The organism is Vibrio sp. 10N.261.51.F12 (assembly GCF_041471725.1).
Lineage (GTDB): Bacteria > Pseudomonadota > Gammaproteobacteria > Enterobacterales > Vibrionaceae > Vibrio.
On record NZ_JBFROV010000014.1, the window covers coordinates 290,886 to 317,343 of the forward strand.

General features: G+C 44.7%; 23 protein-coding genes. 11 read left to right on the forward strand and 12 right to left on the reverse strand.

What is annotated here, in order from left to right; genetic code table 11:
- Positions 1-18 precede the first annotated feature (18 nt).
- Positions 19-1,548, reverse strand: coding sequence for a glycerol-3-phosphate dehydrogenase (glpD, locus tag AB4405_RS08580; protein WP_372060441.1), 1,530 nt, complete (start codon positions 1,546-1,548; stop codon positions 19-21).
- A gap of 330 nt (positions 1,549-1,878) precedes the next feature.
- Here glpD and glpK point away from each other — a divergent pair, with 330 nt between their 5' ends.
- Positions 1,879-3,372 (forward strand): glycerol kinase GlpK, encoded by a 1,494-nt coding sequence (gene glpK, locus AB4405_RS08585; RefSeq protein ID WP_372060442.1) that lies wholly within the window; start codon positions 1,879-1,881, stop codon positions 3,370-3,372.
- A gap of 388 nt (positions 3,373-3,760) precedes the next feature.
- Here the strand turns inward: glpK and AB4405_RS08590 are convergent, their stop codons facing one another.
- Positions 3,761-5,593, reverse strand: a complete 1,833-nt coding sequence (locus tag AB4405_RS08590; RefSeq protein WP_372060443.1) for an ABC transporter ATP-binding protein — start codon at positions 5,591-5,593, stop codon at positions 3,761-3,763.
- Positions 5,594-5,855: 262 nt separating this feature from the next.
- On the opposite strand from AB4405_RS08590, the gene AB4405_RS08595 reads away from it, so the two are divergent.
- From AB4405_RS08595 to AB4405_RS08610, 4 genes are all read left to right on the forward strand, one after another.
- A complete protein-coding gene (locus AB4405_RS08595) occupies positions 5,856-6,641 on the forward strand; it encodes an ABC transporter ATP-binding protein (protein WP_372060444.1) in 786 nt (261 codons plus the stop codon).
- Positions 6,632-7,594: an ABC transporter substrate-binding protein gene (locus AB4405_RS08600; RefSeq protein ID WP_372060445.1), complete on the forward strand. Its 963-nt coding sequence runs from the start codon at positions 6,632-6,634 to the stop codon at positions 7,592-7,594. The genes AB4405_RS08595 and AB4405_RS08600 overlap by 10 nt, the downstream gene beginning before the upstream one ends.
- A complete protein-coding gene (gene fhuB, locus AB4405_RS08605) occupies positions 7,594-9,567 on the forward strand; it encodes a Fe(3+)-hydroxamate ABC transporter permease FhuB (protein WP_372060446.1) in 1,974 nt (657 codons plus the stop codon). Before AB4405_RS08600 ends, fhuB begins: the two co-directional genes overlap by 1 nt.
- Before the next feature lie 229 nt (positions 9,568-9,796).
- On the forward strand, positions 9,797-11,884 hold the full coding sequence (locus AB4405_RS08610; RefSeq protein ID WP_102470540.1) for a TonB-dependent siderophore receptor: 2,088 nt from the start codon (positions 9,797-9,799) through the stop codon (positions 11,882-11,884).
- A 79-nt stretch (positions 11,885-11,963) separates the two neighbouring features.
- Here the strand turns inward: AB4405_RS08610 and AB4405_RS08615 are convergent, their stop codons facing one another.
- The 4 genes from AB4405_RS08615 to AB4405_RS08630 form a co-directional block, all read right to left on the reverse strand.
- Positions 11,964-12,728 (reverse strand): DeoR/GlpR family transcriptional regulator, encoded by a 765-nt coding sequence (locus tag AB4405_RS08615; RefSeq protein WP_372060447.1) that lies wholly within the window; start codon positions 12,726-12,728, stop codon positions 11,964-11,966.
- Positions 12,729-12,773: 45 nt separating this feature from the next.
- A complete protein-coding gene (locus tag AB4405_RS08620) occupies positions 12,774-13,427 on the reverse strand; it encodes an HAD family hydrolase (RefSeq protein WP_372060448.1) in 654 nt (217 codons plus the stop codon).
- 325 nt (positions 13,428-13,752) lie between these two features.
- On the reverse strand, positions 13,753-14,670 hold the full coding sequence (locus AB4405_RS08625; protein ID WP_102470537.1) for a pseudouridine-5'-phosphate glycosidase: 918 nt from the start codon (positions 14,668-14,670) through the stop codon (positions 13,753-13,755).
- Positions 14,664-15,755 carry a PfkB family carbohydrate kinase gene (locus tag AB4405_RS08630; RefSeq protein WP_372060449.1) on the reverse strand — a complete coding sequence of 364 codons (1,092 nt, stop codon included), beginning with the start codon at positions 15,753-15,755 and terminating at the stop codon, positions 14,664-14,666. Before AB4405_RS08630 ends, AB4405_RS08625 begins: the two co-directional genes overlap by 7 nt.
- A gap of 231 nt (positions 15,756-15,986) precedes the next feature.
- On the opposite strand from AB4405_RS08630, the gene AB4405_RS08635 reads away from it, so the two are divergent.
- The 5 genes from AB4405_RS08635 (at position 15,987) to AB4405_RS08655 (ending at position 19,915) form a co-directional block, all read left to right on the forward strand.
- The gene (locus AB4405_RS08635; protein WP_102470535.1) at positions 15,987-17,129 is read left to right on the forward strand and encodes an HD-GYP domain-containing protein; all 1,143 of its coding nucleotides are present in this window, start codon (positions 15,987-15,989) and stop codon (positions 17,127-17,129) included.
- A gap of 174 nt (positions 17,130-17,303) precedes the next feature.
- Entirely contained in the window at positions 17,304-18,443 is a 1,140-nt protein-coding gene (locus AB4405_RS08640) for an acyl-CoA desaturase (protein ID WP_372060450.1), read from the forward strand.
- Positions 18,444-18,663: 220 nt separating this feature from the next.
- Positions 18,664-19,032: a hypothetical protein gene (locus AB4405_RS08645; RefSeq protein WP_372060451.1), complete on the forward strand. Its 369-nt coding sequence runs from the start codon at positions 18,664-18,666 to the stop codon at positions 19,030-19,032.
- 27 nt (positions 19,033-19,059) lie between these two features.
- Positions 19,060-19,665: a hypothetical protein gene (locus tag AB4405_RS08650; RefSeq protein WP_372060452.1), complete on the forward strand. Its 606-nt coding sequence runs from the start codon at positions 19,060-19,062 to the stop codon at positions 19,663-19,665.
- 1 nt (position 19,666) lies between these two features.
- Positions 19,667-19,915: a hypothetical protein gene (locus AB4405_RS08655; RefSeq protein WP_372060453.1), complete on the forward strand. Its 249-nt coding sequence runs from the start codon at positions 19,667-19,669 to the stop codon at positions 19,913-19,915.
- Positions 19,916-19,970: 55 nt separating this feature from the next.
- Here AB4405_RS08655 and AB4405_RS08660 read toward each other — a convergent pair whose 3' ends face one another.
- From AB4405_RS08660 to AB4405_RS08670, 3 genes are all read right to left on the reverse strand, one after another.
- On the reverse strand, positions 19,971-20,918 hold the full coding sequence (locus AB4405_RS08660) for a diguanylate cyclase (RefSeq protein WP_372060691.1): 948 nt from the start codon (positions 20,916-20,918) through the stop codon (positions 19,971-19,973).
- Positions 20,919-20,923: 5 nt separating this feature from the next.
- Positions 20,924-21,886, reverse strand: coding sequence for a response regulator (locus tag AB4405_RS08665; RefSeq protein WP_372060454.1), 963 nt, complete (start codon positions 21,884-21,886; stop codon positions 20,924-20,926).
- Between the two features lie 248 nt (positions 21,887-22,134).
- The gene (locus AB4405_RS08670; RefSeq protein ID WP_102470531.1) at positions 22,135-22,383 is read right to left on the reverse strand and encodes a DUF1289 domain-containing protein; all 249 of its coding nucleotides are present in this window, start codon (positions 22,381-22,383) and stop codon (positions 22,135-22,137) included.
- A gap of 205 nt (positions 22,384-22,588) precedes the next feature.
- Here AB4405_RS08670 and AB4405_RS08675 point away from each other — a divergent pair, with 205 nt between their 5' ends.
- Positions 22,589-23,047: an META domain-containing protein gene (locus AB4405_RS08675; protein WP_372060455.1), complete on the forward strand. Its 459-nt coding sequence runs from the start codon at positions 22,589-22,591 to the stop codon at positions 23,045-23,047.
- A gap of 66 nt (positions 23,048-23,113) precedes the next feature.
- Here the strand turns inward: AB4405_RS08675 and AB4405_RS08680 are convergent, their stop codons facing one another.
- The 3 genes from AB4405_RS08680 to AB4405_RS08690 form a co-directional block, all read right to left on the reverse strand.
- The gene (locus tag AB4405_RS08680) at positions 23,114-24,061 is read right to left on the reverse strand and encodes a class I SAM-dependent methyltransferase (protein ID WP_102470699.1); all 948 of its coding nucleotides are present in this window, start codon (positions 24,059-24,061) and stop codon (positions 23,114-23,116) included.
- A gap of 32 nt (positions 24,062-24,093) precedes the next feature.
- Complete coding sequence (locus AB4405_RS08685) at positions 24,094-24,783, reverse strand: TIGR01621 family pseudouridine synthase (RefSeq protein ID WP_372060456.1); 690 nt, start codon at positions 24,781-24,783, stop codon at positions 24,094-24,096.
- 198 nt (positions 24,784-24,981) lie between these two features.
- On the reverse strand, positions 24,982-26,325 hold the full coding sequence (locus AB4405_RS08690) for a sodium-dependent transporter (protein ID WP_102470528.1): 1,344 nt from the start codon (positions 26,323-26,325) through the stop codon (positions 24,982-24,984).
- Between the last annotated feature and the right edge of the window lie 133 nt (positions 26,326-26,458).

Sequence of the window (26,458 nt, forward strand, 5' to 3'; positions counted from 1 at the left end):
TGTTGGTACGTTTACCTTCTAGCTAACCGATTTCAGTGACGTCTCGCGCTGCTTAAGCGTTGCTGCATTGAGATAATCTGCTAGTATCGCCATTTGTGTTTCATCCAGTTCCAGCCAAAGCTTACTTCGACGCCACAACACATCTTCCGCGGTGACGGCCCATTCGGCGTTCATCAAATAGTCCACTTCGACCTGATACAAACCTGCGCCAAAATCTTGCCCCAAGTCTTCAGTCGATTGCTTGTTCTCGAGCAGGCTGTAGACCTTAGTTCCGTATGCTTGAATCCATCGCTTTGCTACGCTAGCTTGCAGCCAAGAGTAATCATTAAGTACTTCACTTAGCAAACTCTCTCGATTTGAGAAATTTCCACCGGGCAGTGCTGCAGTGCGTGTCCATTCTGGTCCCATCTGTGGGAAAAATGGGGCAAGCTTATCGACAGCGGCTTGACCTAGCTTACGATAAGTGGTCAGTTTTCCACCAAAAATCGACAATAGCGGTGCATCATTGAGTTGGTCATCCAACTCAATCGTGTAGTCACGAGTCACCGCTTGCGGGTCGTCAGATTCGTCATCACACAAAGGTCTAACGCCCGACCACGTCGTTATAACATCAGCGGGTGAAATACTCTTTATAAAATGTTGATTGACAACATCACACAAATAGTCAATTTCGTCATCATCAATACTCACTTCACTCGGGTTACCTTGGTACTCGACATCCGTTGTGCCTACCAACGAATAATTGTCCATATAAGGAATAACAAACACAATGCGCTGGTCTTCATTTTGTAAGATGAACGCATTGTTTCCGTCATGCATACGCGGTACAACAATATGGCTGCCTTTTACCAATCGAATCCCACGTGGAGATGTCATCTCAAGCTGGCTATCAAAAAAACGATCAACCCAAGGACCCGCTGCATTCACCAGTGCCTTACTGCGTACTGAAGTGACCTCTCCGGATAGGGTATTCTCAACATCAATCAGCCATTCATCCGAATTTCTTTGCGCCTTAATGCATTTCGCTCTGGTGTGGATATCGGCCCCTTTTTCCTTGGCCAACTTGGCGTTGCTCACGACAAGGCGCGCATCATCAACGGCGCAATCTGAGTATTCAAACCCTACCTTCATTTCGGGTTTAAGTGGGCTGTGTTGATCAACAAACTTCACCCCATGACTCCCTGCTAACGACACACGTTTACCCAAAGTATCATAGAGAAATAACCCGGCTCGAATCATCCACGCCGGGCGTAAATGGGGACGATGTGGCAATTGAAAGCGCATTGGGGATACGAGATGCGGTGCGTTTTTCAATAACACTTCTCTCTCGGCTAACGCTTCTGAGACCAAACGAAACTCATAATGCTCCAAATAACGCAGACCACCATGTATTAACTTACTGCTTGCCGATGAGGTTGCTGATGCTAAATCATTCATTTCATAGAGTGCGACCTTTAACCCACGACCCGCGGCATCAGCAGCGACTGCAACCCCGTTGATTCCACCACCAATAACCACTAAATCGTACGTTTTTTCCGAGACGCTCATATTTCCTTACCCTATTATTCAGTCGCAAACCGCGCGTTAATGTTCGTTTTAGTTACTATAATATTCGCAAACGAAAAGATCGAGTAATTTGTGCACTTTTATTGGTGTTAATTTTTTGTTGCCATTTACGAGAATTCATTAATACTTAGGAGGTAAAGCCAATGTTTTGAGAGTTTGATACAAGTAAGTCATCGATAGATCTAATAACATACACAACATAAATCACCCATATGGTCGAATACGAACATTGCCGGGTAACATAACTAGAAATTTAGCTGAACACGATGCTCATCAGTTTAGTTACAGAGATAAACTAAGAACGGAAACGGAATGAACAACCACAAAAAAGTCGTCGTCGCTTTAGACCAAGGAACCACCAGCTCACGTGCCATTATTTTCGACCACGATGCGAATACGGTTTGCTCTGCACAAAGAGAGTTTACGCAAATTTATCCAAACCCCGGCTGGGTAGAGCATGACCCAATGGAAATATGGGCAACCCAACGCTCATCGTTAACCGAGGTACTCGCTCAAGCCGATATAGCCAATGAAGACGTCGCCGCTATTGGTATTACCAATCAGCGCGAAACCACGATTGTTTGGGATAAAGAAAGCGGCCAACCTATTTACAACGCTATCGTCTGGCAATGTCGACGCACCGCGAGTTTTTGTGACCAATTAAAACAAGAAGGCCATGAACCTTATATTCAGAAAACCACTGGGCTAGTTGTCGACGCTTATTTTTCCGGTTCGAAGATCGCTTGGATCCTTGACAATGTGGAAGGTGCGCGAGAAAAAGCAGACAATGGTGAGCTACTTTTTGGTACCGTCGACACCTGGCTCATTTGGAAGCTTACTCACGGTAAGTCGCACGTCACTGATGTAAGCAATGCGTCGCGTACTATGCTATTTAACATCCATACTCTTGAGTGGGATGAAGCCCTTCTTAAGCTCTTTAATATTCCAAAAACTATGTTACCAGACGTGAAATCAAGCAGTGAAGTGTATGGTTATGCGCATATTGGTGGTGGTTCTGAAGATATCCCAATTAGTGGCATCGCTGGCGATCAACAGGCTGCCTTGTTTGGCCAACAATGCTTTAAAAAAGGAATGGTCAAGAATACCTACGGTACCGGATGCTTCCTATTAATGAATACCGGCGATAAGCCCATCACTTCGAAGCATGGTTTACTGACCACTATTGGGTACCAGATCGACGGCAAGGTAACCTATGCCTTGGAAGGAAGTGTCTTCATGGGAGGTGCTACGATTCAATGGCTACGTGATGAACTGGGCCTCATTCGTGACGCTCAGGATACCCAATACTTCGCCGAAAAAGTAGATGATTCAAATGGTGTGTATTTGGTTCCAGCCTTCGTTGGGCTTGGCGCGCCATACTGGGACCCACACGCAAGAGGCACGTTAACGGGGCTTACTCGTGGCACCAACCGTAACCATATTATTCGTGCCGCACTAGAGTCGATTGCCTATCAAAGCCGCGATGTGTTGTTAGCTATGGAAGAGGATTCCGGCATCAAATTAGCACAGATCCGAGTCGACGGTGGGGCTGTAGCCAACGATTTCTTGATGCAATTCCAAGCCGATATTATGGGTACGAAGGTAGTAAGGCCTTTAGTTCGCGAATCAACCGCACTCGGCGCAGCAATGTTAGCGGGTCTCGCCAGTGGTTTTTGGCAAAACCAAGATGAACTCGCCGATAAAAAAGAAATTGAGCGTGTCTTTCGGCCAAACATGAAGAGAGAACAGCGAGAAGATTGGTATAGCGGATGGTTAGAGGCAATCAGACGAACACAAACGTCGTAACGGCAAAACGACACATGCAGAAAGTAACAAAGTTTACGCATTGAAAAATAAGCGGTTATATCAGTTGTAAATAATCCGTGATATTACAAAAAACACGGACGAAAATGCAAACAAAAAAGCCTTGCTGCGTAAAGCAGCAAGGCAACATCAATACGATGTATAAAGTTGGATTTTCATTTAGCTGAAAGTGGACTACCAGCTAAATAAGCGCTAATTAGAGCACATCAGAGAAGCGTTAAAAATCAGATATTATTATCAATAAGTGTAAACTCTTATTGATTTTATGAATAATTGTTTCCAAACATTTGCACAGTTCAACAATTAACCATTCTCGCTTTTCCTTCTTCAACTTAGAAAAGTTGTCCTAACAGGGCTCTCACATCATGAACTAAAAGGACTCACCCAAAAACCCGCCAGTTTGATGAGACCAAAGTTGGGCATAAACACCGTTTAATGCCAGCAGCTCTTGATGGGTTCCTTGCTCCACGATATCGCCCTTATCCATAACGATAAGACGATCCATTGCCGCAATAGTTGACAGCCTGTGAGCAATAGCGATGACGGTTTTACCGTCCATCAATGACGTAAGGTTTTCTTGAATTGCCGACTCTACCTCTGAATCAAGCGCTGATGTAGCTTCGTCCATCACCAAAATCGGGGCATTTTTTAATAATACTCGCGCAATGGCAATTCGCTGACGCTGACCACCTGATAATTTCACCCCTCGCTCTCCAACCTCGACGTCATAACCTGTATTGCCACTTTCATCGACCAGTTCCTGAATAAACTCATGGGCATGAGCCTGCCTTGCCGCTAGTATCATTGCTTGTTCAGATGCGTCCGGATCGCCATAAAGTATATTTTCTCTAATCGAACGATGCAGCAACGATGTATCTTGGGTTATCATTCCAATCTTATGTCGCAACGATTCTTGTTGTACGGAGGATATGTTCTGACCATCAATGATAATCGCGCCGCTGTTTAAGTCATAGAAGCGAAGCAGTAGATTGACCAACGTTGATTTGCCTGCTCCAGACCGTCCCACTACCCCAACCTTTTCACCAGGCTTGAGCGTCAGATTTAACCCCTCAATGACAGGCTTTCCATCGCTATAGCGAAAGTTAATGTTTTGAAACTCAATTTCACCGGAAGTCACCACCAAAGGTGCGGCATTGGGGCAATCTTGAACCTCAATATCATTTGCGATGGTATTCATCCCATCGCTTGCCGTACCTATCTGTTCAAATAGCGAACTGACCTCCCACATGATCCATTTCGACATCCCCTGCACACGTAAAGCAATACTAACGGCAATCGCAATGACACCCACACTGACTAAATCATCTAACCATAGCGTTATCGATAATAACGTAATCGAGAATAGCAACATGTAGTTAATTGCATCGACGCTAAATAGCAATTTGGTGATCATACGCATTTGGTTATAGACAGCTTGCAACAGCTGTTTCATGCTATTTTTAGCGTAGTTCACTTCGTTCTTTGAATGAGCAAACAATTTTACTGTCGTGATGTTCGTATAGCTATCGACGATTCGTCCCGTCATCACCGACTGAGCATCCGCCTGAGTCGCTGCAATGGTTTTAAGCTTTGGAATAAAAAACAACTGGATACACACATACAATACTAACCACACCAAAATAGGTACCATCAATACCTTATCAGCACCACCCATCATCAAGATCATGGACACAAAATACACCGAGATGTAGACCATGACATCGATGAGTTTCATCACCGTTTCTCGCACAGCTATTGCGCTCTGCATCATTTTTGTCGCGACGCGACCTGAAAAATCACGCTGGAAAAAGCCAATGCTTTGCTTAAGCAAATATCGGTGCATCTGCCAACGTACTGCCATGGGGTAATTTCCCAAAAGGCTTTGGTGCATGATCATTGAGTGACAAAAAGACAACAACGGCATAACGACGACGATCAACGCCGCCATACCAAGCAATGTCATTCCTTGCTCTTGCCAAAACATATCTTTATTTTGTTGCCCAAGTATATCGACCAAAGAGCCTAAATACTTCAGCAACGTCACTTCAGCTATCGCGACACTGGCACTCAAAATAGCCAGCATAATTAAGGGGGTTTCGAACCCTTTGGTGTAGTATTTACAAAAACCAAGCAAGTCGCCTGGGGGCTTTTCACCCCCCTCTTTAGGGAATGGTTGGGTAAATGACTCAAAACGACGAAACATAAATGCCCTCAAATAACGGCTTTTCTGATAGGTAACCATTGCAAAAACGACTAATAATAATTATCATTTGCAGAATTAGAAGGGCGGGATTGTAACAGATGTTTGATTTCGTGAAAGACCCTTTGGGGATTAATCTTTCTAGTATCAAGGATATCAATCTCAATGTGCATACCTTGATTTAAACCACTACCTATTCACTATTAAACGGATGTCGATAACTCAGTTAGTTTACACATCCGCCCCTAGCAACTAAGACCCATACATGTATAACCTTTCAGATATTGCAATGATCAGAGGTGGCAGAACCATACTCTCGATAGATTCATTGACCATTCCCACTTCCGAATTGACGGTTGTCTTAGGTCACAATGGTTCTGGTAAATCCACCTTAGTCAGCTTACTTGCCGGGCAACAAGGCCCAGATAAAGGCGTTGTCACGTTAAACGGAGAGCCCCTGACCAAGCGTTCCTCACGTTCACTAGCAAAAGAAGTGGCATTTTTGCCGCAAAAACTACCCACCTCGGCAGGTCTTACTGTACGGGAGTTAGTTCGACTTGGTCGCTATCCATGGCGTGGCGCTTTTGCCCGCTGGACCCCTGAAGATGAGGCAATCATTGAAGACGCGATATCAAAAACCGGTATGCAAGACTATCGCAATACATTAGCTGACTCCTTGTCTGGTGGAGAGCGTCAGCGAGGTTGGGTCTCGATGTTACTGGCCCAAAGATCACCGATTCTAATCCTCGATGAGCCCACCTCTGCCCTTGATGTTCATCACCAATATCAACTCATGGCTTTGCTAGCCGAGCTCAATCGAACACAATCGGTAGGCATTATTGTTATCTTACACGATATTAATTTGGCCCTTCGCTACGCGACACATATCGTAGCACTCAAGCAAGGTCAAATTGCCTTTGATGGCCCAGTAGAAGTTATGCTTGATGAAGACCGACTCTCAGAACTTTATCATTCTCCGATTAAGCTTATCGACCACCCTCATCCGTCACAAGACACCCGCATAAATAAGGTAGCCGTAGTATGCGCATAACACCGCACTTATCTTTTCTTTGTCGCATGCTATTAATAGGTAGCGTATTCCTATCCCCCCTCAGTTTCGCAACGGCCGATCTAGAAAATTTGGCAACCAGTAATAACGCAGTCACCATTCAAGATGCTCGAGGGCCGATTACGTTTGAATCCATTCCTCAGCGTGTCGTTGTGCTCAACTGGGACCTATTAGAACAAGTCATTGAGCTCGATATTACACCTGTCGGCGCGCCAAACCTTCCCGGTTACCGTGACTGGGTAGTACACCCAGCGGCACCTTCAAGCATTGTTGATATCGGTAGCCGAGCCGAACCCAACATGGAACAGATTGCCATATTAAAACCTGATGTGATCATCGCAGCATCGCCACAAAAAGACCTCATCGATTCCCTAAGTCAAATTGCCCCTGTGGTGTATTTACCCAATTTTGATGGTCATAAAAACGACGCCCAACAAGCGATTGATAACTTTAACACCCTGGCGGTTTTACTAGGAAAAACGGCGCTAGCAGCGAAGAAACTTACTCAGATGGAGCAAGCATTCACCACGCTCAAAGATAAACTAGCAACCGCCTATCCGGAGCTTCCTAAGGTATTACCCATCCGGTTTTCCAACCCAACTTCTGTGTTTATGTTCACTGAAAACTCCACAACGGAATACGTACTCAACAAATTGGGTCTAGAAAATCCACTTCCTAAACCTGCCGCGCCGTGGGGAATCACACAACAACGATTCCAAGCTTTGCAACATGTTACCGATGGCTACGTGTTATATATCCTGCCCTTTCCTCAAGAAGAAAAACTGAAGAGTAGTGTATTATGGAAAGCGATGCCGTTTGTTCGTAAGGGACACGTTAACGCCATGGAGCCGGTATGGAGCTACGGTGGTGCGATGTCACTCTTGTACACCGCAAACGCAGTAACCGATAGTCTGCTACAAGTGGCACCTCAATAATGATTCGAGCCCATTCTTTAGTCTATCTGTGTGTCCTGCTCTGCCTCTGCATCATGAGTCTACAAATAGATTCTTCGTTATCATTCTCCCAGCAATGGCAGTTGAGCTTCAACATCGATTCGGCCGAAAGCTTTGCCGATTTCAATTATGCCTACGCTCAGCTTCCGAGAATGCTTCTGACACTGCTGGTGGGTGGTATGCTCGGTTTAGTTGGTAGCTTGATGCAACAACTGACTCAAAACCCACTTACCTCGCCATTGACACTCGGCACCTCATCGGGTGCCTGGTTAGCATTGATCATCGTAAGTGTCTGGTTTAACGACTGGATAGCCGACTACACTGCTATCGCTGCGATGTTTGGTGCCATTTGTGCTTTTGTTCTTATTGTCGCCATTACTGGGGTCTCTAATATGATGGGGCTTCCGCTTGTGGTATCAGGCATGGTAGTGAACATTCTATTAGGCGCTATCGCCACCGCAATAATCCTTCTCAATGAACAATATGCTCAGAATGTGTTTATGTGGGGTGCTGGCGATCTTGCACAAAATGGCTGGGACTGGTTTGATTGGCTTTGGCCACGCCTCATCCCTGCTCTAATCATTTTACTGTTTGCTCCTCGAATTCTGACATTACTTCGTTTGGGCAATGACGGCGCGGCGGCTCGTGGTCTCAACACTATCCCAGCATTTATTTTCATGATGGTTGTCGGGATTTGGCTTGTATCTGCGTCTATCACTGCCGTTGGCGTGATTGGTTTTATTGGTCTACTCACGCCGAATATTGCACGAAGCTTGGGCGCAAGAACTCCGCGAGAAGAGCTCATTCATAGCCTTTATCTTGGCGCGGCGTTACTGCTTGTCACAGATATGATCTCTATGTCTCTGACCAGCGTATTTGGTGAAGTCATCCCTAGCGGTGTGACTACCGCCGCCATTGGTGCTCCCGCTCTAGTTTGGTTTAGTCGCAGGCAGATGAAAGCTCAAGATAGGATGACTATCAGTATTGGCTCCTATCGTTCACAAATGTCTAAACCATACCTCGGTTTCTTTATAATGGCCGCAATCACCGGTGTCTTATTGACTGTGTGTGTTCAACTCAGCAATGAGGCTTGGTATTGGGGAGTGCCGAGCGAATATCAATGGCACTTGCGCTGGCCTCGCCTAGTGACCTCACTGTTTTCTGGTATTGGTCTTGCTATCGCAGGTACCTTATTACAGAGACTTATTTACAACCCGCTTGCTAGCCCTGACATATTAGGGGTGTCCTCCGGTGCAACATTCGCACTGGTGTTCTCTAGCTTATTTTTAAGTCAATCAGTGCTAGGGGCACAATGGGGCGTGGCGCTATTTGGCAGTCTATCCGTGTTGATCGTGCTATTGCTACTCGGTAAGAAGCATCAATTTGCGCCATCGAGCCTCATATTGACGGGTATCGCCATTACCGCTTTACTCGAAGCAATGGTGCAATTTTGCCTCGCTCGTGGCACGACGGATAGCTATGAAATATTATTATGGTTGTCCGGTTCAACCTATCGTGTCACCGACACTCAAGCATCATCGCTAGCGTTAGGTGTCATAGTATTGAGCATTATCTCTGTTAGCTTATCGCGCTGGCTCAGCTTAATTTCTATCGGACGAGATTTTACTAAAGGACGCGGGTTATCGGTTAACGGTGCATCACTGGTTTTATTGAGTATTGTTGCATTGATGTGCGCCTTAGTGACCTCAACCATGGGCCCAGTTTCGTTTGTTGGCTTAGTCGCTCCGCATATGGCAATGCTTATCGGTGCACAAAAACCTCATCAGCAGCTGTTCGTCAGTTGTTTAATAGGTGGCACACTCATGATCTGGGCCGATTGGATAGGCCAAGTTGCACTGTTTCCGACTCAGATCGCAGCAGGGACGTTGGTGGCGATTCTTGGCGGTAGCTACTTCCTTATCTTAATGCTCGTCAGTCGAATCAAGCGTTCTTAACTCAAATCTATGAGAGAGGGAGTGTGACTCCCTCTTACTCCCTGTTACTCTCTTTTTCATCTAACCCTCAATAAAATACTCAACTCATTGATTATAAAAACTATTCACCAGCACTAGCCCAGCGCAAGCGATCATTCGTGAAATCTATGTTTTCACTTCCATATTATAAAAATATCATTAGAATGCGTACGCAAATAACTATTATTATCATTATCAGTGGTGTTTTTATATGAGCTCTCTACATTCTATTTCGCGCGCGGTGAGATCCGCATTGATGATCGGAACCCTTCCCGCCCTTTCCGCGATATCCATTCAGGCACATGCACAAGAAGATGCAGCCCAAATGGATACGATTACCGTTACCGCACAAGCACTAAAAACTGATGCGCCAGCTCAAGAGGTTCCGCGCTCGGTCTCCATCATTTCAGAGCAAGACTTACAAGCTAAAGCCCCACAAAAACTTGATGAAGCACTCCGTTATACACCTGGCGTCACGTCACAGCCCTATGGTGCCGATAACGATACGGATTGGTTTAAAGTGCGTGGTTTTGATGCTGCGACATACTTGGATGGCAACCGACTATTTAGAGACGGATACTACACATGGTTAGTTGAACCCTATGGCCTACAGCAAGTTGAAGTGGTGAAAGGGCCCGCCGCTATATTATACGGAGAAGCGCCTCCAGGTGGCGTCGTCAATGCAGTTCAAAAGAAACCAACGTTCACACCACAAGGTGAAGTGCGCTTGGAAGTTGGTAATAAAGATCATCAATCGATTGCATTTGATGTCTCCGATCACGCCAATGAACAAGGCACTGTGCGTTATCGTTTAGTTGGCATGATGAAAAGCCGTGATGGTGAGCTTAACGATACAGAAAACGAGCGCTTCTATCTTGCGCCAAGTGTCGAGATCGATATCTCAGAGCGCACGATGCTTACTTTAATGGGGACTTATCTTAAAGATGATGGCACACCGACTAACGGCTTCTTCCCTGCAGCAGGTAGCTTATTGCCTTCCGACAATGGTAAAATTGATCCATCGACCAACCTAGGTGAACCGGGTTACGATACCTATCAGCGCGAGCAATTTTCCGTTGGTTATCGTCTAGAGCATGACTACAATAGTGTTTGGTCACTGGCTCAAAACTTAAATTTCGGTCAAAACGACCTGCTCCTCCGCAGTGTTTATGCCTTTCCAAACTCTGATCCAAGCGCCACTGAGCTTGCGCGCGGTGTCGTATTTCGTGACGGTACTAACCAAAGTATTACCTTTGATAACAATGCGGTCGGAAATTGGTACAGCGATAACGCCGAGCATACGCTGCTGCTTGGGCTAGACCTACAGCACCATAATACTAAAGGTGAAGAACAAGACAATTATGCCTTTGATTCCATTAATCCTTGGGATCCAGAATATGGCAACTATACCCCTTTAGATTCGGCGGACAACATCGATCGAGAAATAAACAAGTCCCAGGCGAGCTTATACTCTCAATATCAAATCACTTTAGATTCACAGTGGATCGCGCTAGTTGGTGCACGTTACGATTGGGTAAACACTGAAAACACCAGTCAAAAAGCCAATCAAAACGAGTCACGCAATGATGGTCAACTATCGTTTAACACTGGGTTAATGTACCTTGCATCCAACGGTCTTTCACCTTACGCCAATTACTCTCAATCCTTTGAGGTATTGAGCACAATTGATCCATCAACTGGCAAACTGTACAAACCACTAGAGGGTGAACAATTTGAGGTTGGGGTTAAATACGAACCACAATTTTTTGATGGTTACATGAATCTAGCGTTGTTCGATATTACTCAGACCAATGCCTTAGTTACCAACCCTGCTACCTGGGCTCAGACCCAAACCGGTGAAGTGACCTCAAAGGGCGCTGAATTTGAAATGGTTGGAAAGGTAACGGATGCATTAAAAGTCACGGCTGGCTACACCTATACCGATGCTCAAACTGACGACACCAACGATCAAGGCACGATGCAAGCCCCATTGATTCCAAAACACGCAGCATCAGCATGGGTAAACTATGATGCCTCTTTCGCCGGTATTTATGGCTTAAATGTTGGAACAGGAGTCCGTTACATTGGTGAGTCTAAAGACAACCCAAAAAGCAGCGACCTAACCGTGCCTAGTGCAACGCTTTGGGATGCGGTAGTTTCTTACGATATCAACACACAATGGCAAGCACAGCTCAATGTAAATAATATTTTAGATAAAGAATACGTGTCAGGTTGTGATTATTATTGCTATTACGGTGAGTCTCGAACGGCGGTACTAAGCGCGAATTACCGCTGGTAAATACAACGAGCGAATACAGCTATTAACCTTTTTAAGGTCACTATTTTTAAAGCCCTCGAATTGAAATGAGGGCTTTTTATTACGGCAAGCAAACGATAAGATCTACGTCGCTCTGATCCATAATGTCAATTAACTCTTGTGGCGGCTTCTCATCAGTATAAAACGCATCGACTTGAGAAATGTGCCCAAGGTTTACCATTGCACCACGGTTAAACTTAGTACTATCCGCTGCCAGCAGTGTTTGACCTGAACACTCCATAATCGCTTGCGCTATTCGCACCTCAGAAAAATCAAAATCTAATAAACTACCATCTTCATGGATACCAGAGATCCCAAGGATGCCAAAATCTAAACGAAACTGCTCAATAAACTCCTTCGCTGCCTCACCGATAATTCCGCCATCTTTGTTTCGAATCTGACCACCCGCAACGATAACGGTGAAGTCATCCTTGGCGCGAAGAATATTGGCTACATTAAGGTTATTGGTGACGACTTTGAGGTCTTTATGACTCAATAAAGCAATGGCGACGGCTTCCGTCGTGGTGCCGATGTCGATAAATAGCGACGAGCCGTTAGGGATGCGCCTTACAAGTGCGTTCGCGATACGTGTTTTCTCTTCCTGGTAGTGCACTTTTCTCGTTGAATAGGCTTCGTTTTCAGTGCTTGAATGAAGCGATGCACCACCGTGATGACGTGTCACTAACCCTTGCTTGGCTAAGTCATTCAGATCGCGACGGATAGTCTGAGGACTAACCTTAAACTGCTCTACAAATTCTTCGGTATTAACAAAACCACTTTGTGTCAGCATCGCAAGAATTTCACGATGACGCTGCGTTTGCTTCAAAATATCACTCCGCTTTGTATCCAAGATCTACAAGTATAACAGGAATCATCGCTTTGATAATTCCTGATAGACGGAGAATAGAGAGTCATGGGTAATGGGGCTTAGTTGGCGAACCTCGTCACAAGGCGTAACTAAATCAAGGATTTGATACGTATTCATAGCAGCGGCCATCGCAGATTTCACGCCGTTGTTGGAATCCTCAAAGGCCAAACAAAACTCAGGTATGACGCCTAGCCGTTTGGCTGCCAACAGATAGATTTCTGGGTCTGGTTTACCATTAGTCACCTCGCACCCTGTTGTTATGTTGGCGAAATACTTGTCTAAACCCGCCAGTTTCAATTTAACTTCAGCCACCTCTCGCTGGGTTGACGTCGCGACCGCCATGGGGATATTTTTAGACGCCAACCAATCAAGTAACTCAATAGCGCCCTTTTTAATCGGGATCGCTTTATGGAGTACAACGGCATCGTAATTTTTTCGCCACTCTTGATGTATCAATTCGTAATCAATCACATCTTTGTAGCCTTCCGTTAGTCGAGTTCGAATCGTCTTGGCATTGCAACCAATGATAGACAGGTAAAGCTCTTCAAAAAACGGCACGCCTAGCGTCTGGCAGGCTTCATTGAATACTTGTTTACACACATTTTCGGTATCGAGTAACAAACCATCCATGTCAAAGATCGCAGCTTTAAAAGTCATACAGGTCACTTAGTTAATTAAAAACACGTTAGTATAGAGGCGATAGCATTCTGCCTGAACTGACCTGTTAATGCTATATTCTGATGGCGCGGGACCATATCGAGTCCCCCGTAGAGCTGCGAGAAATTGCAGGATTGATTGATGTTTAAGGCGCAAAGTCGACGTTATTATCAATCATGGTAACGGTAAGGTGATACGTGAAACTATAAATGGCGGGATGATATTATCGATGATAGGCGTCGAAAAACAAAAAGACCAACCCCTTAAAAAAGACGTTGGTCGATCTAAAGTACCAAATTTTCATATCCCAAGCGTATCGACGAGATTAATTCTCGCAATAGGCCTTAGCGATAGCCGCACCCAACTTGGCATTGTTGAGCACTAACTGAATGTTGGAGTCTAAGCTATTTCCACCCGTAAGTTCACAGACTCGGGCTAATAAAAACGGCGTTGACTCCTTACCCGATATACCTTGCTCTTCGGCTTCCGCTAACGCCTGCTCTATCACCGAGTTGATACGTTCAACGGGCATAGCAAACTGCTCTGGAATGGGGTTGGCGACAACGGCACCGCCCGTCAGGTCCATTTCCCACTTTACTTTCAATGCCAGAGCGATCTCTTGCGCACTATCAAGTCGGTAATCAATGCCATGTTCACTTTCTCGGGTGTAAAACGCTGGCAAGCTACTTGTTTGGTAACCAATAATTGGCACACCTTGTGTTTCCAAATATTCACGTGTTAGCGCCAAATCCAGTATTGATTTTGCCCCAGCACAAACCACCGCGACATTCGTGTTCGCAAGCTCTTGTAGGTCAGCAGAAATATCAAACGTTTCTTGTGCTCCACGATGAACACCGCCGATGCCTCCCGTTGCGAAGACTTTAATACCCGCCATTTCAGCTAGAATCATCGTCGCAGCAACCGTTGTGGCACCATCTTTTTTGCTTGCTACCATGAATGGGATATCACGACGGCTCACTTTGGTCACCGATGTCCCAGCTTTTCCTAGATGAGTAATCTCCGCTTCACTTAACCCGACTTTTAAACGACCTTCGATAATGGCGATGGTGGCAGGTATTGCGCCCGCGTCTCGAATCGTTTTTTCAACAATCAGTGCGGTTTCTACATTTCTCGGGTACGGCATACCATGTGAGATGATGGTCGATTCTAACGCCACAACAGGTTGGTTAGTGGCTAATGCTTGTGCTACTTCAGGTAAAATATCGAGGTATTGGTCTAACATGTCGATTCCTTTATTAGGCGTGTCACCGCCTTTTCTGACATTATTGAATTAATTGTTGAGCTTGACTGCAATGCCAACCTAGCGGCACCCAGAGCAAAATCTATGCTTTGAGGCCAATCCCAACCCTGAATAAATCCGTGTGCGATTCCCCCCATCAGCGCATCCCCCGCTCCGGTTACATTGATAACCTCAGCTTCAACGGCAGATATAAGCATCGAATGGTCTTCACAACTCGCAAATGCCCCCTGCTGTCCAAGGCTAATCAACAGTCTCTTTACACCTTGGTGGTGCAACTTGTTAGCAAGTTCAGGTAAAAAATCAAGACTTGGGAGCGAGTAATCAGCGAGAAGCTCGGCCTCCGCTAAATTGGGTTTGAGTGTATGGATGTGATTGAGATAAGGCGCTATTTTATTGGCCTTCACTGTCGATACTGGGTCGACAAAAATGGCCTTGTCCGAATGTGCGTGGAATATGTAATCGAGGGCACTATCACTCAGATTAGCATCAAGAACAATCGCTGATGCAAAATTCAGCACATTAGCGCGCTTCGCCATTTGCGCTCCGGTTAGCTCGTCAATCAACGACATATCATTTAGCGCGAGTTGCAACTCCCCGCTAGGGTCATGAATAGACAAATAGGTACTGGTCGCCTTTCCAGTCACGGTCAATAGATGATCGATACCCATACCAGCGTCTCGACATGAAACCTTTAACTGTTCACCCCAAGAATCATCACCTATGGCGCCAATAAACTGTACGTGGCTTCCTAGGCGGCTCATGTTGTCGGCAATATTTCGAGCAACACCTCCCGCACTTGACGTCAAAGCACCTGGGTTAGAGTCACCGATAACAAGCTCGGCATTTGAGCGACCACATAAATCCATATTGGCGCCCCCTACAACTGCGGCATAACGATCGGGGGCAATCACATACCCTTTGCCCTGAATAAACCCCTTACGAGTGAGGTTCATAATGTGGCCAGCCACGGCACTTCGGCTTAATCCTAGCTGCTGCGCCAATTTTTCTTGAGCAATCATGGGGTCTTGCTTAATCAACGCTAATACTTGTTGCTCACGATCCGTCATAAACATTTGTCCGTACAGTCAAACAATTGTTTGCAACAATAACGCCTACATTTTGAACACGCAATCGTTTTCACTCGGCATTTCTTAGACTTGATACCGGGATCACAGGCTAAAAACACAGCTAAGTATTCATATACTTACATACTCGATTGTGGGGCTGATCACTTGAAATAAGTGCACATTGCTGACTACTATTTAAACAACCATATACAAACTATTGATAAGAAACATATGGACTATATTAATTGTATCGCGACTACAAACCGTGCTCTCAGCTGTCGAAAAGGGATTGACGAACTGTTCAACTCTCTTAAACAAGAATACCCACACCTTTCACGGCTGTGCGTCACCGTAACCAATTCAGCTTATCTTGAAAATTTTCATGTTATTGATTCCCAACACACCACCGATCGGTATGATGTCGCCTCCATGGCATCATCTTCTTGTCTCTCTCTTATGCAAATTATTGAGTGTGAGGAAATTAGAGTCGTTTCCGATCTTGCAGACCTACGTGATAACACGCGAACTCAACTATTAAGATCTTTGGGCCACAATAGTAGTTTGACGATGGGGATTAAACTTGCCAACGGCGAAGGCGCACTGCTATTTTTCAATTCAACTCAAGTCGGTTATTTTGAAAAAGGCGCGCTTCATGCCGACCTTTTATTTGTTAAAGAAGTCATCTATAGCCTTTTATGCCATGACAAAAACAAACATCAAATGCTATTACAAGCACTTAAACTGGCTCTAAACATTAGCCATAAACGTGACCCAGAAACCGCCGATCATTTACAAAGAATGAGCTTATATAGCAAGCTTATTGCCGAACTCTTAGCGAAAACCCTTCCCATTGACCATCGGTTCATACAATGGATTGAGCTTTATGCACCGTTTCACGATATAGGGAAATACCGCATTCCCGATGATGTCTTATTTAGTACCGAACGCTTTAATACCACGCAACGAGCCATCATGAATAAACATGTCCAATATGGTGTTGATATCATCGATGATGTGTTAAAAACCATCAACATTGTGAACAGCAGTAGTGATGAAATACAGTTTCTTAAAAACATCATTTATTGTCATCATGAACGATTTGATGGCTGCGGTTACCCTTCCAATCTCACACGGCATGCGATTCCTCTTGAGGCTCGTATCGTCAGTATTGCCGATGTTTTTGATGCCCTACTAAGCAAGCGAAGTTACAAACACGCATGGCCTATCCACGACACCAAAACCTACATTGAAAACCAATCTGGTAAAGCGTTTGACCCTACTATTGTCGACATACTCATTGACCACTTTGCGCTCTTTGAAGACATTTATAATCAACATCCGCCCGAAATAAGTCGAATCAAATGCTCCGCCTAAAGTACACATTAGTTTTGTAGAACGTCCTTCATGTCCAAGTACTTTAACGCTTTGTAACATCTCTTTCTCAATATTTGAGCAAAACCGAACAGACCCATTTGACTTACACGTGTACGCTGATATTCTAGCGTACATGCGTAAGCTTAACTAAAATTCAACTCGGCGATGGACACTATGAGTACGACAAAAAAACCACCAATTATATGGCTAAATGTCTCTATTTTTCTTGGCACGTTCTTAATGGCAACCCTTGGCGTAACATGGTACGGCTTCTCTGTCGGGTACACGATGCATCACTGGATTTGGCTTGCACTTAGCTTCGTCTTTTGTGGCATGTCAATCACGGCGGGGTATCACCGACTTTGGTCACATAAAACCTATGATGCTCATCCAGTGATGCGTTACATCTTCGCAATCGGCGGAGCATTTGCGCTACAAAACAGTATTCTTCACTGGTCATCTGATCATCGAGTCCACCATAAGCACGTGGATAACAATGACAAAGATCCTTATTCAGCCAAACGCGGTTTTTGGTATTCGCACATTGGCTGGATGCTCAGGGAATACCAAGCTTCTCGCTACACGGATTACAAAAACTGCCGTGACTTGCAAAGAGATCCTGTCGTCATGTGGCAGCACAAACACTATGTCGTACTGGCGCTCATCATGAACATTGCCTTTCCTATTGGCTTGGGGTTGTTATACGGTGATGTCATTGGGTTTGCTTTGGTGGTTGGTGCTCTGCGGTTAGTGTTAAGCCACCACACGACGTTTTTTATTAACTCTCTCGCACACGTATGGGGCACTCAACCTTACACAGATAAAAATACCGCAAGGGATAACGGCATTCTTGCGTTTCTAACGTTTGGAGAGGGATACCACAATTTTCATCACATCTTCGAGCACGATTACCGAAATGGCATCCGCTGGTGGCAGTTCGACCCAACCAAATGGCTAATCAAGAGTTGCTCATGGCTAGGATTGACGTCAAATTTAAAACGTGTTTCTGCGTTTAAAATTGAAAAAGCACGTTTATCAAGAACCTTGCAACTGACCAAATACAAAGTCACTGCGCTGCCGGACTCAGAGCGACTGCTTGAGCAGATTGAACATGAATTTCAACAGTTGGTCTCTAAGCTGAAAGAATATGACGAACTCAAAAAACAATGCATTAAAGACGCGAAGCTAAACGTCAAAGAAAAATATGAGCAAGCATTGCTGACGATACAATTAGAGCAACTAGAAGACCACCTTAGGTTGAAAAAACAACAATGGTTCATGTTAATCAATAACCCACAACAAGCACTCTCATAACTCGATAGGCAGGTGTGCGACTGTCGCACCTGCCAGCCTCTTATATAAGATATTATTATCAGAATTTCACTTCACTTCACTTCACTTCACTTCACTTCACTTCAGGCCAATAAAGGTAATTTCACCAACATAGTCAACTAAGTTGACGCCGAGTGAACACTCAACTAATACGCCTTTCTAATACACTATTACGATCAACCTCTAGATAGTGCACCGCTCAATGCAACGACGTTTTTTGTGGCTTTCAAGTCAAGCTTCCATGGGGATTGTACAATGGATCGGAGTGGCCATTATTCTTGCACCACTGGTTTTACAGCGGACGAATAGCGGGCTGCTTGTTGGACAAATCATGCTCATATTAGGCCTGAGCGGATTAACGGCGCCAATACTTGGTGCCATCGCAGACCGCTACTCAATACATCGTCAGCTTCATCTCAGTGCTATGCTTTGTCACAGCCTCGCTTTGTTCATTTTGATATTCATTGACCATACGCATTGGCATTACTGGTTTGTCGCGGGATTAATTGGAATCGGAAGTAATCTGTTACTTATCCTCAACCCTACACTCGTATTGCGTCTTAATCCCTAATCGGCTGACCGTGCACGCGCTTTACGATTGTTGTTTCAGTTCCAAATGGCCGGGGTGGTTATCTCTGGTGTCATCGTGGGTGTTTTTCATCTTCTGGCGTTGTCCACAACATTACAGCTCACGGCATTGTTGCTGCTTGATTTGATTTTAATTGTCCTAACTGTTTTGTTTCCACCGCAACGAATAACGCTGCATAGTGTTGAAATCAATCACCACGCTTCAGCTCACCCAAAATCAAAACGAATGTGGTTCGGTTTCGTCTTGTGCGTTTTAGCTTCAATGTTTGTTGGATCGAATATGGTTGAAATGGGGCCAGTAATTATCAAACAAGCTTTTCATGTAGATCTAGCGAATTCCTCCCTTGGAATGGCAGTGGCAGCCTTGATCACCTTAATTGCTTTGGCGCCCGCAGGTCGCTGGATGGAGAAGCATGGGAGTCCTACTCTGTGGTTAAGTACCGTGTTCATCAACGCACTTGTCGGCGTGAGTATATGGCTAATGTTTGGACACGACATTAAAGCATTTCTGCCACTGTCTTTGGTTCTCATTTCTATCGTTAATGGTGCTTGGAATGATATATCTATCGCGGCTCTTGCCGATGAGTTGAGCCCTTATCGCGGCTCTTGCCGATGAGTTGAGCCCTTATCGCCCAGCAACAAGCCAAGGTTATATGGCGGCAGCAGTATCGGTAGGGTTTTCCATCGGAACCTATATTGTAGGATATTTACTTGATCGTCAGAATATTCAAGGCGTGATGGCATTTTTGGCAATAAGTGGCAGTACATTAATGATTGCCGCCACTTTGCTGATCGCTGCATATCGTCATAACAAAGCACCGGACCGTTCGAACAACAAGGCGTTATCGTATAATGCTCGATCATAAAAACACGGCTGTTCATAGAGCTACTGACGATCAAGCGAGGGAGAAAGATTTCACGTTAGTCTGCAATATGTGTACAGTTTCGACCCGCTTCTTTTGATTGATACAACGCTTTATCTGCTCTTTTCAACCAGTCGATGTGGTCATTGTCTTTGGGCATAATCTCAGCAATGCCTAAGCTGATGGTATATTGCAGGGTATCGTTGCCATTCACCACGCTCAAAGCCTCAATACGTTTTCTCAGGCGTTCAGCAAAATAAAAAGCCTGATCCGCTGATGTGTCGACAAGTAATACGGCAAACTCCTCTCCTCCGTACCGCCCACACACATCGCTACCTCTGGCCGCTTTACGTAATTGCTTAGCCGTTTCCTTAATCACCTCGTCGCCAAAAGAGTGCCCAAAATGATCATTCACTCGCTTGAAGTAGTCGATATCGAACATAACCAGCGTCGATTTGGTTCCCTTGGTCTTTGTATCGTCATACACCTCGACGAGTTGAGACTCCCAATAGGTTCGATTGAATAATCCTGTTAACCCATCCACTCGTCCGAATTCGGTTAGCTTTTCATTCGAGCGTTTAAGGTGCATCTGACTCTTCGCGATATCTGATACGTCTTGCAACATGATAGCAAAGTGCGTGATGTCTCCCGTCGGCGACTTAAGCGGCGTTATAACCATGTTTTGATACATGTTTAATAAGCCTTGGGAAATAGGAGAGAAGTTTTTGAACTCAAAAATTATCGGTCGATCTGTCCAGTTTGAAAAACCACGAGTGCGCATTTTTTCTGTCGACATGAGTTTGGTTTTAAGCCATTTCTCAGGTAAATTTGGACAATACTCAAATAAGCTTTTACCCATGATTTGATCGGCGTTAATGCCACTATAATTTTGCATGAAACTATTCCACGCGCAGACATTATAATGCTTATCCACAACGATAAGGCCTGCATCAAGTGTATCAATAAGCTGCATTGTCCAGTGAAAATCGGACAACTCTACCGTCATTGTCGTCAATGCAAGATCTCCATTTGTCGATGAATAATATCGACAGATTCCCTATCAAACATAAACAAAACGGAGCAGTTTAAATCTAATGTTTCAGCGTCGTAGGTATATTCAGTCGTAAAAATATGTTCACTGCCACTCATCATTGAGTTCTGGGGCGTAAAATGTTCAATACGCAGTGGCTCGCGTAAAGAAAACTCCATTCCCAACTGCTCCGACATCGACACAAGAAACGAAGACACAAGCACGTTAGATAGATTAACCACAAGTTCGTCTCGTGTGCACTCTCCTTGGTCAAAGCCAAAGCGTAAACCCACTTGATTGATATCTGTCCCTGTTATACAAACCAAGGCCTCACCATGCATACCTCCTCCTACAAACCGCTGGGCCACGGTATAGTTGCCCTTTCGACTCAGGTTATCTTCAACCATCATGGTAACCTCTCCAAAAGAGAGTTCACCGACGGTTGGCACTGGCAGTTGGATAAACTCTTTTAACTGTTGTGCAATAATGGCAGCGCCCGATCCCAATGCTATATTTGCCGTTTCACGAAAGCGCTCAACACTTTGCTCACGAGAAAACCGTTGTTTGGATTTTTGAGGCACACGAAATTTGAGGCCCAAATCGTGGAACAATGGCTCTGCAACCGCTTGTTTGAGTGGTTTTTCTATAAAGGCATAAGCACCGAGGGCATAACAGCGTTGTTGGGCTTTGTGTTGAATATCACCAGATATCACTACGGTATGTGTGGTTATTGATTCACCTTGCATGATAGACAGTACTTCAAATCCATCCATCTTTGGCATTGTTAAATCCAAAAACATAAGATCAATACTATCTTTCCTAAGAATATCAAGAGCTTGATATCCATCTTCGGCAAATACAATATCGCTATTCATTGGGGCTGTAATGCTTCTCGCTAGGCTCTTTCGAGCAACGGAAGAATCATCACAAATGAGTATCCGCATGAATCCATTCACATTTTACATAGTTAGTTACAACTATATAAACAGAATTCTAACTCACTGGCTAGTGAATTAATGAACTAAGATCACAGTTCATGTTGTTCATCACGCTTATAAAAGTCGCTAGAACTTCTTCTATTCATTGGTATAAAAGACAAAAAACATCAGCAGTAGAGGTGCTAGGAGCCGAGTTCAGTTATACCGAGGAGCGAACAATAAGACGATAGGCATACGCCTATTGGAAAAGAGGATTAAAACAAGTCTTGCTGGGGAGTATTCGTTGCAATGACCAAACCCTCAGATGGTCGCCCTTGCGCGAGTTTCCTTCGATAACGTTGGCGACAGAGTTTAATAATATGTAACTGTTGCGCAGGCGTGAATGAAAGCCAATTAAAACGTTCTTCACGTTTTCTCATGCAACCTTGGCAGTAGCCTTTTCCATCGACAGTACAGACCCCAACGCAAGGGCTTGGGACGTTGAAAAATTCCAGTTGTTCCATTACCACCCTCCCTGCTACTTTCCAATAAACTCAAGTAAGAATAGTCTTAAATTAGACTATTTTCGTATTCATACCCGTTAAATCCATCGCATATCATTTATGCCCATCAAAAAACCACTATACTAAAGCTAACGTACACTTGACAAAAAACAGTGTTTTATTAATTAAACTTATCAATAATTTCATTCAGTTGGAGATACATAATATGAAGATTTTTTCAAAGACGCTACTTGCTGCACTTGCGGTTCCTGTTTTGATGACAGCTTGTACGACTGCTAACAACAGCGCAGAAGAACCAATGGCAGCCGTAACGGCTCAGGATCTTCAACACCATAACTGGAACCTAGTCCAAATCGATGGCAAAGCGATTCAAGTCGACGAGCAAGTACAGCAGCCTCGCTTGGAAATTGGCGAGAAAATGACTGCAAATGGTAGCGCTGGATGCAACAACTTTTTTGGGCAAGGCGAGCTTAAAGACGGACAATTTCGTATCGAGAAAATGGGCATGACCATGAAAATGTGTGGTGACAATGCGATGAATATTGAAATGACCATGTCAAAATCACTTTCTGATTGGAGTGATATTCAACTGACAAAAGAAAACTTGGTACTGAAAGGTGCTGAACATACACTGACGTTTGAGTTGAAAGATTGGGTCAACTAATTCTTGCATAATCTGATCGACATCTATGACTTAAAAACGGCACTTTACGTGCCGTTTTTTTATCGTTTATTGTTGCTGTTTGGTTCTAAACAACAACACCTTTAAGCTTGCGTCGTGATCAACGTCTGCAAACTCAGCGGGATTAGCCAAACGTTCCACAAACTCAAAACCTGGTGCTTCTTCTGCCATGCTATCGATCAAGAAATCAGGTGTCACCATTGGTGAGTTCACACATGCGATGACTTCCCCGTTCTCCGTCATTAATTCGGGTAATCGGCGGAGTATCTTTTTATAGTCTTTCGTTAGAGCGAAGCTACCCTTTTGAAATGATGGCGGGTCAATGATAACCAGTTCATAAGGGCCACACTTTTTGATTTTTCCCCATGACTTAAAAATATCGTATCCTAAGAAAGTAACCTTGGAAAGATCATGAGCGTTTTCTCGATGATTTTCTCGTCCTTTATTTAATGACGAGCGAGCCATGTCCACGTTGACGACGGCGGCTGCACCGCCTTCCATTGCCGCGACTGAAAACCCGCAGGTATAGGCAAAAAGATTCAGTACACGTTTATTATTGGCATTGGCTTTGACCCAGTCTCGACCTAAGCGCATATCAAGAAACAGACCAAAATTTTGATTACGCCCGATATCTAACTGATATTTACACCCTGACTCCATAACAACCGGGCGGGCATCAAGCTCTCCCCAAACGACCGTCATAGGGGCGCCATCAAGATAACGGTGTTGCAGCGCCACACATTGTCCATCCTTGGTACGCCACAACTCACTCTCAACCAACTGATTGAGTCCATTCGTCAGTTCAACAATAAATTCATCATCAACCTGCTTAAAAATATTCACAAGTAATTGGCTATTTACCCAATCGCAAGTCAACTGTTCAAGCCCAGGCCAGCGCTTACCTCGGCCATGGAATAAACGACGCACTTCGTTTGGTGCTAGAGTTAGCTGCTGAGTCACTTCTTTGAAAAAACTCGGCAAATGATCTTTTTGCATAGATTCACCTTCGCGACACATCGCGCTTTCTTTTATTTTTTCGGCCATAACAATGCCCACGGCGTAGACCAACCATCAATAACTTGACCTATCGTTTCTGTGTGCCATTTAGCACCAAAAATAGGATTGATACGAGGATCGCAGACAAACTCATAAGGCACACCCGACAACTCAAAGCGAATGGCAAAGGCGTGCAAGTAACCACGATCAGACGCTGAACTAGAGTGATAGATTGGATCGCCTAAAATCGCAGAACCCAAGGATTTTAACGCGACGCGGATCTGGTGTGTCTTGCCCGTTAGCGGACGACATAAAAAGACACGTTCTCCATTGTCGCCGGCCTTCGAAAAAAACTGCGTGGTTGCTGGGTTCATTTTAGTTGGCATCAACTTCCACATAGAACGGCGAGAGCGCTCCATGTCACCAGAGATAAGGCCTTGTTTCTTTTTTGGTTTTTTGTCGCCAATCGCGAGGTAAAATTTTTCAATATTTTTATCAGCAAACAATTGCGACAGACTCGCCGCCGTGGTGGCATTTTTAGCAAGCAATAATATCCCAGATGTCATCTTATCAAGACGATGCACTAGGTAGAGCTTTGTTGATTGGCTCGCTTTGGCAACCTCTTCGACTAACATCGTATCGCCATCGTCTTTATGGACACTGACGCCAGGATGTTTATTGATGACCAAAAATTCATCATTTTCAAACTGAATATCAAACATATGGATCACAGGGTGCAGAATTATTGTGGCTGATCATACACAAACACACGGCGATGGGTAGCGATTATGACGGTTTCCCTTCTCCTAGACTGCGCGGTTCACAGCATTGATTGCCTTTTCAAAACCATAATGCCAATCGGAGTAAACCCGACTGGCATTATGGTTGTCATAGAACGACATTATGTTCGTTATCCGTTTTTACAAAAACGGGTAGGCAAATACCGTCAAAATAGCCACTGGGCACACAAATTTAACGTACCAAGGCCAGATTTTCCAAAACCACGTTGTTTCAATCTCAGGGTGGCCCTGCTTAATCTCTTGCAATAAGGCATTACGATGCCATACCCAACCAATGACCACCGCCCACACCACACCAAGTAATGGTTGCATGTACATCGTTGAGGCCGTGGCAACCCAATCGAACAATTGACCAAAGTTAGCCGCGATAATGACACTGAAGATCAGAATTACGCCACCTAATATGAGTGCGGCTTTGTCTCGTTTGATGTTCAACTCTTCGTGCAAGCATGATACTGGCACTTCCAGCATTGCGATCGAAGAGGTCAACGCCGCTATAACCATTAGGGAGAAAAAAGCGACACTCAACACTTCTCCTGTCAAACCCATCGTATCGAATAGGCTCGGTAACACTATAAATACAAGATTGCCTGAACTGATCAGTTCCCCGACTTCATTAAAGATTTGCACGCCATTGGCTTTCGCTACAAACATGGCAGGAATAATAAGCAAGCCCGCCGATAACGCAACACCGGTATCAATGATGGCCACTTGCCCTGCTGTCTTAGGAATATTGACATCTTTCTTCAGATAAGAGCCATAAACCATCATGGCTCCAACCCCTAGCGAAAGAGAAAAGAACGCCTGCCCCATGGCATTGACCACAAGTCCGGCATTGACATGGCTCCAATCTGGGATTAGGTACATTTTCAGACCTGTCATCGCACCATCTTGAGTCAGAATGTAGATGATTAGTAGTAAAAACAAGCCGAAAAGCAATGGCATCAATCTTGACGACCATTTCTCAATACCGTCCGACACGCCTCGACGAACCACATAGACAGTCAATGACATAAAGATAACTGTCAGCAACACATTGCGTCCTATGCCAAACGTCACCAACCACTCAGCGACGGTATTTAATCCGATCAACTGCAAAATAGGCTCTGCGCCAAACCCTATTAGCCATCCAGCTAAAATGGCATAAAAACTGAGGATCATGGAAGCGGTAAGCAAAGCGATACTGCCAAACGCCACCGCTAGAAATTTGCTTTTGGACCAGATTTTACGCAATGAAGCAATCGGATTTGACTGGCCAAATCGACCAATTGTCAATTCAGCGACCAACATCGGATACGCTAAGAGCGCCATCATTAACAAATAAATAAGAAGGAAGGCGGCACCGCCATTGCTAGCAGTTTGAGTAGGAAAACCCCACACATTACCTAGGCCAACAGCAGAGCCTGCTGCTGCCATGATAAAACCAAAGCGTGAAGAAAATTGTCCGCGGGTAGAGCTTGTCATTATTGATACCAATCTCGCCATACACGGCGATATTATGGTGGCTTTCCATGTAACGAATCACAACACGATTGCCTATCCAAACGTCAGTTTAGGCATGTCCATATGTTGCTCATTGAATTTAATTTGGATCTAA